This is a genomic window from Brotocaccenecus cirricatena (genome assembly GCF_020687045.1).
In the GTDB taxonomy this organism is placed as follows: domain Bacteria; phylum Bacillota; class Clostridia; order Oscillospirales; family Oscillospiraceae; genus Vescimonas; species Vescimonas cirricatena.
In genome coordinates this window covers 1-11,345 of record NZ_JAJEPW010000076.1, presented here as the reverse complement: position 1 = coordinate 11,345, position 11,345 = coordinate 1, and the positions used below count along the sequence as shown (strand labels likewise).

Genomic DNA, 11,345 nt, shown 5'->3' with positions numbered 1-11,345 from the left:
CGATACTTGGCTGGAGACGGCCCGGAAAAATAGGTAGCGCCAACACAAGCGGACATCTTCGGATGTCCGCTTTTTTTCGCGCGTTTATGTAATTTTTTTTCGGATTTCATAATTTGTTCAAAGTTTTTTCACCATTCCCAGAGATGGATCTGTATAATAGATAATTATGAAAAGTGTGCCTATCAGAGCTCTATCAAAACCGGGCATACTGCATCATGAGCGAATACAAATTACCAGACCGCTCAAATAGCGCGGAAAAGGTTGATTTTTTGTGCTGAACCTGCTATAATGAACGGACTTGTCAAAGGATAACCGGAAAAGGATTTTTGTTATGCTGAGAAGATTCAAATCGTCTGTTACCTTTTTAATGAAGCTGCTGGCCTTTCTGCTGTGTGCCGCCTGCTTTTTCGGCCTGTTCGGACTGGAATATTTCTTCCTTCTGCGCCCCAGCCGCACCCTGGGCGTCACGGCGGTGGCCTTTGTGGTGGTCTACATCCTGATGACCAAGGTCTACGGCGGCTTCGACATCGGAAAGCGTAAAAGCAAGCCCATCGTGTTCTCCATGGCCCTGACGCTGCTGCTGACGGACCTGGTGACGCACTTCCTGCTGTGCATCATGAATACCACCGTCATCCACGGGGGACGCTTTGTGTATGAGTGCCCGCTGCTGCTGCTGGCGGTCTATATGCTGCAGGTGGCCCTGGTGATCATCATGGCCTACGGCGGCAACGACCTGTACTTCAAGGTCAACAAGCCCCAGCGCTGCCTGATGGTGGCCCGCCGGGGCGAGTGCATCGAGGACCTGATCAAAAAAGTGGGCCGCTATAAAAAGCAGTACAACATCCAGCAGGTGGCCTGGCTGGACCAGCCGGACCTGCTGACCTGCGTGGACCACGCCGACGCCGTGTTCCTGTATGAGCTCTCCGTCCGGGAGCGCACCGACCTGGTGGAATACTGCTACCAGACCCGCAAGGACCTGTACTACAGCCTGGAGATGTCCGACGTGGTGGCCATGGCCGGGGAGCGGGTCATGTTCGACGACAAGACCATGATGTACTGCCCGGTCCGTGAACTGCGGTTCGAGGAGCGCATCGTCAAGCGTCTGGGGGATATCCTGGTGTCCGTGGTGGGCCTGGTGCTGACCTCCCCCATCCTGCTGGCAACGGCCCTGGCCATCCGCCTGGAGGACGGCGGCCCGGTGTTCTACCGCCAGAAGCGCGCCACCTACGGCGGCCGGGTGTTCGAGGTGTACAAATTCCGCTCCATGCGGGCCCAGGACGGCAGCATCCACGTCTCCGCCAAGAAGGATGACGACCGCATCACCAAGGTGGGCCGCATCATCCGCAAATTCCGCATCGACGAGCTGCCCCAGCTGATCAACGTCCTTAAAAGCGACATGAGCATTGTGGGCCCCCGGCCCGAGATGCTGGAAAACGTGGAAAAATATACCGACGACCTGCCGGAGTTCCGCTATCGCCTGCGGGCGAAGGCGGGGCTCACCGGCCTTGCCCAGATTTACGGCAAATACAACACCTCGCCCCGGGACAAGCTCATCATGGACCTGGCCTATATCCAGCAGTACAGCGTCTGGCTGGACCTGAAGCTGATCCTGCGGACGGCTCTGGTATTGCTGACGCCGGAGGAGAGCACCGAGGCCTTCGAGGACAAGAAAACGGAGGAAAAACCGTAATGCATACCACAAAGCGCGCCGTGCTGCTCAGCTGCTCCGACCACTATAACCACCGCCTCTACGTCATCGACGGCTATCTCAGGTCCCTGGGCTACGAGACGGTGTACTACACCAGCGACTTTGACCACACCTCCAAAAAGGTGTTCCGCTGCACGGTCCCCGGCTGCCGCCAGATCCACGTGCGGCCCTATCAGAAAAACCTGTCCCTGTCCCGGATTTTGTCCCATCGGGACTTTGCCCGCCTGGTGTTCCGGGAGCTGGAGCAGGACCCTCCGGATGTGGTGGTGGCCCAGCTGCCCCCCAACTACCTGGCCCATTATGCCGCCCGCTTCAAGGCCCGGCACCCGGAAACCAGGCTGATCTTCGAGATTTTCGACATGTGGCCGGAGACCTTCCCCTCCGGCTCCATGAAGCGCCTGCTGGCCCTGCCCTTTTCCGTGTGGGCCGGTCTGCGGGATAAGAACCTCTCCGCCGCGGACCGGGTGATCCCCGAGTGCAGGCTGTTCTGCCGCAAGCTGGGTCTGCCGGAGGAAAACGCCATCTACCTGGCCTCCCGCCGCGACCCGAACCAGACGCCGGAGGCCCATCTGCGCTCCGACGGACTGGACCTGTGCTACCTGGGGGCCATCAATAACGTGGTGAACGTCGACGCCATCGCCGATCTGACGGCCCAATTGGCCCGGCTGAAGCCCGTCACCGTCCATGTCATCGGCGACGGCGAGAAGTGCCCTCAGCTGCTCCAGGCCCTGCGTGACGCCGGGGCGGAGGTGGACTGGCTGGGCGTGGTGTTTGACGAGAGCCGGAAGCACGAGGTCATGAGCCGCTGCCACTTCGGCTTCAACCTGATGAAGCCCGACGTGTGCGTGGGCCTGACCATGAAGTCCGTGGACTATTTCCGCCACGACCTGCCCATTCTCAACAACATTCCCGCCGACACCGCCGAGCTGGTGGACCGGGAACAGGTGGGCCTCAACGTGGGGGAAGACACGGCGGCCCGGGTGGCCGCCATGACGGTGGAGGACTGTCTGCGCATGCGTAAGAACGTCCGCCGGGTCTTTGACGAGAACTTTGACCTGCCGGTGGTGCAGGCCCGATATGCCGCCCTGCTGCAGGGCATTGTGTGAGGATACGACCGTGGAAAAACAGATATTGATCCTGCTGGCTGCCTACAAGGGCGGCCGGTTTATCCGGCCCATGGTGGACTCCATCCTGGCGCAGGACGTGGGGGGTTGGAGGCTGATCCTGTCGGACGATGGGGAGGATACCGCCCCCATTTTGCAGGAATACGCCGATAAATATCCGGATAAAATAACGCATTATCGTTCCGGCCGCCGGTTCGGCAGCGCCCAGAAGCACTTCATGCACCTGCTGGAGCAGTTCGGGGGCCAGGCCGACTGCATCATGTTCAGCGACCAGGACGACGTGTGGCACCCGGACAAGGTGCGCCTGACCCTCCGGCTCATGGAGCAGGCGGAGACGGACCCGGCCCTGCCGGTGCTGGTCCACACGGACCTGCGGGTGGTGGACGGCCAGCTGCATGAGATGGACCCCTCCTTCCAGCACTATTCCGGCCTGGACGGCCATCGTCTGGCGCTGGAGCAGCTGCTGGTGCAGAATGTGGTCACCGGCTGCACCATGATGATCAACCGCTCCCTGGCCCGGCTTGCCTGCCGCCCGGTGGGGGAGGGGGATATGCTGATGCACGACTGGTGGCTGGCGCTGATCGCCGCCGCCATGGGCCGTGCCGTGTTCCTGGACCGCGCCACCATTGACTACCGCCAGCACGGCGGCAACGTGGTGGGGGCCAAGGATCCCCGCTCGGCGGGCTATGTGCTGCAGAAGCTGAAGGGCGGCGCGGTGCGCCGTTCCCTGGTGGATACGGCCCGACAGGCCGGGGCCTTCCGCTCCTGCTATCGTCAGGAGCTGACCCCGGATCAGCAGGCCCTGCTGGCGGACTATGCCGCCGCCCCCGAAAAGGGAAAACTGGCCCGGCTGGCCCTTTACCGGCGGCGGGGCCTGTGGAAGTACGGCCTGAACCGCCGTATCGGACAAATTCTTTGGTGGTGAATCTTTTGCAAAATCGAATCCGTAACATAACGGAGGAGTTCCGGCGGGGTACCTTTACCCAGCGGTGCAGCCAGCTCTCCTTCGGAATCTTGTGCCTGTTCCTGCTGGAGTGCAGCATCACCGGCGGCGGCCGCTATTGGGAGGCTGGACCTGTCAGCATCCGCATTCTGCTGGGGGGCCTGGCCGCTGTGCTGGCCCTGCCGGAGCTTTTCCGGCATCTGGGTGCATACCTGAAAAAGCCCGCCGTCTGGCTGACCCTGGCCTTCGTGGCCTGGCTGGCTTTCTGCGCCTGGCGGGGCGTCCGGGCGGAAAACCGCATGGACGTGCTGCTGACGGACATCAAGGGCTTCATGTGGCTGTTCCTGGTGCCTGTGCTGGTGGCCACGGTCCGGTCGCGGCAGCGCCTGCGGGTGCTTTTAAGCTGGGTCCTGGCCGGCGCGGTGATCCAGGCGGCCCTGATCCTGGCGGTGAACGCCGCCGTGGTGCTGATGGACGACCCTGCCCCTCTGTGCCGGTGGCTGAACGAGCGCACCGTAGGCATCGTGGACGTGGTGTCGGCGCGGCTGGTCCGTGTGTTCTTCAAAAGCAGCCCCTATATGATCGTGGGCTGTGTGGTGGCCCTGTTCCGTCAGGCCCGGGCCCCCAAGCTCCGCTGGCGCTATGTGCTGGCGGTGGCCCTGCTGTTCAACGCCCTGCTGTTGAGCTATACCCGCTCCCTGTACGGAGCTTTGGGGCTGACGGCCCTGGTCAGCATCATCGCGGTGCTGGTGCTGTGCCCGGAGGGCCGCAAGCGGACGCTGGCGTTTCTGCTGGCTGCCGTGGTGTGCTTCGGCGTGCTGGTCACGGTGCAGGAGTTTGCCCTGGAGGGCAGCTATCTGAGCTTTGCCGTGTCCCGCACCATCGGCAGGGAGGTTCCCACCTCCTGGGCCTCCCAGCTGCGGTCCCAGCTTCGGGGCGAGGACCCCGGCGATTCCCCCGACGACGGCGAGATGGACAGCCAGCGCTCCTATATCGAGGTCACCGAGAAGTCCGACCAGCTGCGGCAGGAGACCAAGGACAGCCTGAATGTCTACATTCAGCGCAGTCCCATCATCGGCTGCGGCCTGGGCGCGTCGGCGGCCAACCGCGACAAGGGCGTGGACGAGTATTTCTATCTGGACATGCTGGCCCGGACGGGTGTCGTGGGTCTGCTGCTGTACATGCTGCCCTTTGGCTATGTGGTGGTCTGGTGCCTGCGGCGGCGGGAGCTGCTGCGGGAGTGCCCGGAGGGGGCGGCCGTGGTCTGCGGCCTGTGCACCTTCTGGATCGTCACCTGGTTCAACCCCTGGATGAACGCTGTGCTGGGCATCGCCTGGTACGCCGTCACCCTGTCGGTGCCCACGGCTTTAGAGGAGCACAGCATCTGAATCCCACGCAACAGGAGATGTTTTTCCCATGGCGAATGAATCAAGCGGAAAAAAAGCCCTGAAGGCCGGACTTGGCTACACGGTGGGCAATATGCTGGTGAAGGGCTTGTCCTTCCTGGCCATCCCCCTGTTTGCCCGGCTGATGACGGTGGAGGACTTCGGCATTTACAGCACCTTCAGCTCCTATGTGATGATCATGACGGTGCTGGCGGGCTTCACCCTCCACACCAGCGTCCGCAACGCAAAGCTGGATTATGTGGACCTCACCGGTTCCTACTGCTCCTCCGTGACCCTGCTGGTCATCGGCAACTCCCTGCTGCTGCTGGCATTGAGTCTGGTGTTTGCCGCGCCGCTGGCCCGGTCCCTGAGCCTGGAGCAGCCGTATCTTCCGGCGCTGATCGTGCTGGAGAGCTTCGGCATGGCCATGCTGACCTTCTACAACTCCGTCCTTTCGGTGGACTATAAGTATAAGGAGTACCTGGTACTGAGCCTGGTGTATGCCGTGGCCGGCATCGGCGGCTCCGTGCTGCTGATCCTGACCCTCTGCCGGGGCCAGGGATACCTGGGCCGCATCCTGGGCACCCTGATCCCCGCGGTGCTGGTGGGCATCTATGTGGTGATCCGCCTGTGGCGGAAGGACCGCCCCCGCATCAGCCGGGAATACTGGCGCTACGGCATGGCCATCAGCCTGCCCACGGTGCCCCACGGCCTGAGCCAGCTGCTGCTGAACCAGTTTGACCGCATTATGATCAAGTCCATCATCGGCAGCACCGAGGCCGGGCTTTACAGCTTTGCCTATAACGTGGGCATGATCTTCCAGGTCATCACCAACTCCATGGACACCGCCTGGGCACCCTGGTTCTTTGAAAAGATGAAGGCCCGGGAGTACCCGGCCATCCGCCGGGCCGCCTCGGCCTATGTGATCTTCGTGTCCATCGGGGCCATGGCCCTGGCACTAATCTCTCCGGAGGTCATCCTCATTGCCGGCGGCTCCAAATACAGCGACAGCCGCTACGTGACCATGCCCATCGTGCTGTCCATGTACTACGCGTTTTTGTATACCCTGCCCTCCTCGGTGGAGTATTACTATAAGAAAACCAAGCTCATCGCCCTGGGCACCATGCTGGCGGCGGGTATGAACATTCTGCTCAACGCCGTGTTCATTCCGGCCTTCGGCTATGTGGCGGCGGCCTACACCACCGTGGCCTGCTACCTGCTGTATTACCTGCTGCATGTGGCCCTGTCCTGGTGGGTCCACAAGGGCATGGTGTATGATATCCTCCAGCAGTTCCTCTGGCTGGGGATCGTGTCGGTGGTGTCGCTGGTGACGGTGGCCCTGACGGACCTGTTCTGGATCCGGATGGGACTGCTGGCGGCCCTTCTGGGCGTGTGCGCGCTGTGGGCTCTCCGCCACCGGGACCAGGTGGCCCGGACCCTTGCGGTGTTCCGCCGGAAATCGGCCTGAAATCGGGACAAAACCCCGGGTTTTGCGGGACATCCCGCCCTGTCCCGGGACGGAAATATAAGAGAAGTTACGAAATAACGGATAGGAGTGAGATAAGTGGAGGAACTGACGCTTCGGCAAATGCAGGAGGGAGCTCTGAACATTCTCAAGAAATTGGACGGCATCTGCCGGGAGCAGGGACTGCGGTATTTCCTGTTTTACGGCACGCTGATCGGGGCCATCCGCCACAAGGGCTTCATTCCCTGGGATGACGACCTGGACGTGGCCATGCCCCGGCCGGATTTTGACAGGCTGGTGGAATATTGCCGCCGGCACCGGCAGGAGCTTCAGCCCATGCAGCTGATGACCGTGGACGACAACCCACAGTATGTGTACCCCATCGCCCGGTTCAGCGACACCCGCTACCGGGTGAAGTACCAGGGCATCCGGGATTACGGCCTGGGACTGTTTGTGGACATTTATCCGCTGGACGGCTGCGGAAACACCGAGGAGGAGGCCAGGGCCTGGGTGCAGCAGCCCATGCGGGACGTGAAATTCATCAACTGCTGCGCCGCCGACCGGTTCACCCCCAGCCGCCGGGGCTGGCTTCACACCCCCGCCAAGCTGGCGGGCTTTGCCTGGGCCCGGCTCCACGGAAGCGCCCATTACATCCACCGCATCGAGGCCTGGGCCCGGCAGAAGGACTATGAAAACTGCCGGTATGTGGGCTGCACCATGTGGGATACCAACTGGAACATCGTGTACCCGCGGGAGGACCTGGAAAAAACGCTGTACGTCCCCTTTGAGGACGGGGAGTTCCCCATTCCCGCCGGATATGACCGGATACTGCGCCATACCTATGGCGATTACATGACGCCCCCGCCGCCGGAACAGCGGATCGGGCAGCATTTTTACACCGTATGGCCCAAGGAACAAGGGCCGTCGGAGGAACATAAGGAAGGAGCCATTTCATGAAAGGTATCGTTTTGGCCGGCGGAGCCGGCACGCGCCTGTATCCCCTGACCATGGTCACCAGCAAGCAGCTGCTGCCGGTGTATGACAAGCCCATGATCTACTATCCGCTGTCTACTCTGATGCTGGCGGGGATCCGGGATATCCTCATCATCTCCACCCCCACGGACCTGCCCAATTTTGAGCGCCTGCTGGGGGATGGCAGCCAGTTCGGCATTCATCTGAGCTACAAGGTGCAGCCCTCTCCCGACGGCCTGGCTCAGGCATTTCTGCTGGGCGAGGAGTTCATCGGCGACGACTGCTGCGCCATGGTGCTGGGCGACAACATTTTCTACGGCAGCGGCTTCCGGGCCCGCCTGAAGCAGGCGGCGGCGGACGCACAGCAGGGCCGGGCCAGTATTTTCGGCTACTACGTCAACGACCCCGAGCGCTTCGGCATCGTGGAGTTCGACGAAACCGGAAAGGTCATCTCCGTGGAGGAGAAGCCCCAGCATCCCAAGAGCAACTACTGCATCACGGGGCTGTACTTCTACGACAACCGGGTGGTGGACATGGCCAAGCGGGTGAAGCCCAGCGCCCGGGGCGAGCTGGAGATCACCGACCTGAACCGCTTCTATCTGGAGGACGGCACCCTGAACGTGCAGCTGCTGGGGCGGGGCTATGCCTGGCTGGACACCGGCACCATGGACTCCCTGGTGGATGCGGCGGACTTTGTGCGCACCATCGAGACCCGCCAGGGCTCCCAGATCGCGGCCCTGGAGGAGATCGCCTTCAACGAGGGCTGGATCGACCGGGAGACCCTGCTCCAGTCCGCCCAGCGCTATGGCAAGTCCCCCTACGGCCAGCATCTGATGCACGTGGCCGAGGGCAAAATTCGTTATTGATAGGTGGCCTGTATGAAAATTCTGGATACGAAAATTCCCGAGGTAAAGATCATCAAGCCGGACGTGTTCGGCGATCACCGGGGCTGGTTCATGGAGACCTGGTCCCAGCCCAAGTATGAATCCCTGCATTTTGCGCCCATGCAGGACAACGAGAGCTTCACCGCCAAGAAGGGGACCCTGCGGGGCATCCACTTCCAGCAGGACCCCATGGCCCAGGCCAAGATCGTCCGGGTGGTGCGGGGCGCCGTGATGGACGTTGCGGTGGACCTGCGGAAGGGGTCCCCCACCTATCTGCAGTGGGTATCCGTGGAGCTCAGCGCCGAGAACAAGCGCCAGTTCTACATTCCCCGGGGCTTCGGCCACGGGTTCGTGACCCTGACGGACGACGTGGACTTCTGCTATAAGGCGGACAACCTGTACGACCACCCCAGCGACCGGTCCATCCGCTTTGACGACCCCGCCATCGGCGTGGACTGGGGCGTGACGGATCCGATCCTGTCCGACAAGGACAAGAACGCCCCCCTGCTGGCGGACAGCGACTGCAACTTCGTGTACGGAAAGGACGAGTGAGCCATGACCATTATCGTTACCGGCGGCGCCGGCTTTATCGGCAGCAACTTTGTGTTCCATATGCTCAAGGAGCACCCCGACTACCGCATCGTGTGCCTGGACAAGCTGACCTACGCGGGGAACCTGTCCACCCTGGCCCCCGTGATGGACAACCCCAACTTCCGCTTTGTGAAGGCGGATATCTGCGACCGGGAGGCCGTTTACAAGCTGTTTGAGGAGGAGCACCCGGACATGGTGGTGAACTTCGCCGCCGAGAGCCATGTGGACCGCTCCATCGAGGATCCCGGTGTGTTTTTGCAGACCAACATCATCGGCACCGCCACCATGATGGACGCCTGCCGCAAGTACGGCATCCAGCGCTATCACCAGGTGTCCACCGACGAGGTGTACGGCGACCTGCCCCTGGACCGGCCGGACCTGTTCTTCACCGAGGAGACGCCTATCCACACCTCCAGCCCCTACTCCAGTTCCAAGGCGTCCGCCGACCTGCTGGTGCAGGCGTATCACCGGACCTATGGCCTGCCGGTGTCCATCAGCCGCTGCTCCAATAACTACGGGCCCTACCACTTCCCCGAGAAGCTGATCCCCCTGATGATCGCCAACGCCCTGAACGACAAGCCCCTGCCGGTGTACGGCGAGGGCCTGAACGTCCGCGACTGGCTGTATGTGGAGGATCACTGCCGGGCCATCGACCTGATCATCCATAAGGGCCGGGTAGGCGAGGTGTACAACGTGGGCGGCCACAACGAGATGCGCAACATCGATATTGTGAAGCTGATCTGCAAGGAGCTGGGCAAGCCCGAGAGCCTCATCGTCCATGTGGCGGATCGGAAGGGCCACGATATGCGCTATGCCATCGACCCCACCAAGATCCACAACGAGCTGGGCTGGCTGCCGGAGACCAAGTTCGCCGACGGCATCAAAAAGACCATCGACTGGTACCTGAATCACCGGGAGTGGTGGGAGACCATCATCTCCGGCGAGTATCAGGACTATTACGAGAAAATGTACGGCAATCGCTGAGCCATGGAGCAGCAGGCAGTAGAAGTCCGGATGGGGCAGACGCACCTGGGCTTTGTGGACGCGGCAAAGGGCCTGGGCATGCTGGCCATCATCTGGGGCCACATGGACTACCTGTGGAGCACCAGCTCCGTATGGTTTTCCTCCTTCAAGATCGCTGTGTTCTATGTGGTGGTGGGCCTGCTGAAGGCATACCGCTATGGGGAGCGGGGCCAGAGGGATTCCTGTGCGCAGGTGATGAAAAAACGCTGGTATTCCCTGGTGATCCCCTATGGCGTGTTTTCGGCTCTGGCGATTCTGGCGCACTTGGCTTTTCTCACCATACACGGCGGCAGCAGACTGGCGGCCCTGAAGGGGGACGTGATCCTGACGGTGACGCTGCGGGGTGTTGCCACCCTGTGGTTTCTGCCTACGCTGCTGATCGCCGAGCTGCTGTTTGCGGCGGTGCGGCCGGAGGGCTGGTCTGCCGCCAAGCGCATACTGGTGTGTGTCCTGGCGCCGGCTATCCTGTGCGTCATCGGCTATTTCTATCAGGGAATGGATATTCCCGGGGCGGATCGCCTGTGGGTGCAGGTGGTGCGCAATCTGTTTATTGTTTTGGCCAAGAGCGTCAGCGGCTTTTGGTTCATGCTGTGCGGGTATCTGCTTTACCGGCGGGGGAAGCCGCAGCGGCTGGGAAGGCTGCCGGTGCTGGCGGTCCTGCTGGCGGTGAATCTGGGCCTGTCGCTGCTGAGTCCGGACCTGGATTTCAACTCCTTTAAGCTGGGGGCCTTTGCTCCGGTGTTCTATCTCAACGGTGTGTTGGGTTCCGTGGCCGTTCTGGAACTGCTGCGCTGGCTGGAGGCCCGCATATCCTTGAGGCCCCTGATCTGGTGCGGCAGGCACTCCATGTTCCTGATGGCCACGCATCTGCCCTGGCAGATCGCGCCGGAGCTGGTGATGCTGGGCAAGCGTTTTTACCTGGCACAGACGCCGACGGCGCCGTATTTTCTGATGATGCTGGCGGAGTTCGCGGTGCTGATGCTTATTGAGGCTGCACTGGTCTGGTGCAAAGAGAAGGTCAAAGCCGCCATGACCGGGCGCTGGGGAAAAGAGCGGCCCATCTGCAAGGCGGTCAAGTATCTGTAACGAGGAGGTTACAAGCAATGAAGGTATTGGTAACGGGCGTGGGCGGTCAGCTGGGCCACGACGTCATGAACGAGCTGGCCCGCCGGGGCCATCAGGGCGTGGGCAGCGACATTGCCCCGGTATACAGCGGCATCGCCGACGGCGCCGCCGGGACGGGGCTGCCC

The 11,345-nt window shown here is 61.8% G+C and carries 10 protein-coding genes and 1 pseudogene; all 11 read left to right on the top strand.

The features are described from left to right. Nucleotides 1-331: 331 nt before the first annotated feature. Nucleotides 332-1,690 carry a sugar transferase gene (locus LKD37_RS15390; protein WP_302929982.1) on the top strand — a complete coding sequence of 453 codons (1,359 nt, stop codon included), beginning with the start codon at nt 332-334 and terminating at the stop codon, nt 1,688-1,690. Next, on the top strand, nt 1,690-2,814 hold the full coding sequence (locus LKD37_RS15385; RefSeq protein WP_302929981.1) for a glycosyltransferase: 1,125 nt from the start codon (nt 1,690-1,692) through the stop codon (nt 2,812-2,814). Before LKD37_RS15390 ends, LKD37_RS15385 begins: the two co-directional genes overlap by 1 nt. 10 nt (nt 2,815-2,824) lie before the next feature. Further along, nucleotides 2,825-3,757 (top strand): glycosyltransferase family 2 protein, encoded by a 933-nt coding sequence (locus LKD37_RS15380; RefSeq protein ID WP_302929980.1) that lies wholly within the window; start codon nt 2,825-2,827, stop codon nt 3,755-3,757. 5 nt (nt 3,758-3,762) lie between these two features. Beyond that, nucleotides 3,763-5,163, top strand: a complete 1,401-nt coding sequence (locus tag LKD37_RS15375) for an O-antigen ligase family protein (protein WP_302929979.1) — start codon at nt 3,763-3,765, stop codon at nt 5,161-5,163. Between the two features lie 28 nt (nt 5,164-5,191). Further along, nucleotides 5,192-6,628 (top strand): oligosaccharide flippase family protein, encoded by a 1,437-nt coding sequence (locus LKD37_RS15370; protein ID WP_302929978.1) that lies wholly within the window; start codon nt 5,192-5,194, stop codon nt 6,626-6,628. A gap of 96 nt (nt 6,629-6,724) precedes the next feature. After that, nucleotides 6,725-7,582: a LicD family protein gene (locus LKD37_RS15365; protein ID WP_302929977.1), complete on the top strand. Its 858-nt coding sequence runs from the start codon at nt 6,725-6,727 to the stop codon at nt 7,580-7,582. Further along, nucleotides 7,579-8,463: a glucose-1-phosphate thymidylyltransferase RfbA gene (gene rfbA / locus LKD37_RS15360; protein WP_302929976.1), complete on the top strand. Its 885-nt coding sequence runs from the start codon at nt 7,579-7,581 to the stop codon at nt 8,461-8,463. Before LKD37_RS15365 ends, rfbA begins: the two co-directional genes overlap by 4 nt. A 12-nt stretch (nt 8,464-8,475) precedes the next feature. Then, the gene (gene rfbC / locus LKD37_RS15355; protein ID WP_302929975.1) at nt 8,476-9,033 is read left to right on the top strand and encodes a dTDP-4-dehydrorhamnose 3,5-epimerase; all 558 of its coding nucleotides are present in this window, start codon (nt 8,476-8,478) and stop codon (nt 9,031-9,033) included. A gap of 3 nt (nt 9,034-9,036) precedes the next feature. Beyond that, on the top strand, nt 9,037-10,056 hold the full coding sequence (rfbB, locus tag LKD37_RS15350) for a dTDP-glucose 4,6-dehydratase (protein ID WP_302929974.1): 1,020 nt from the start codon (nt 9,037-9,039) through the stop codon (nt 10,054-10,056). 3 nt (nt 10,057-10,059) lie between these two features. Further along, entirely contained in the window at nt 10,060-11,181 is a 1,122-nt protein-coding gene (locus tag LKD37_RS15345) for an acyltransferase family protein (protein WP_302929973.1), read from the top strand. A 17-nt stretch (nt 11,182-11,198) separates the two neighbouring features. Beyond that, nucleotides 11,199-11,345: pseudogene (locus LKD37_RS15340) on the top strand (dTDP-4-dehydrorhamnose reductase); the annotation flags it as partial.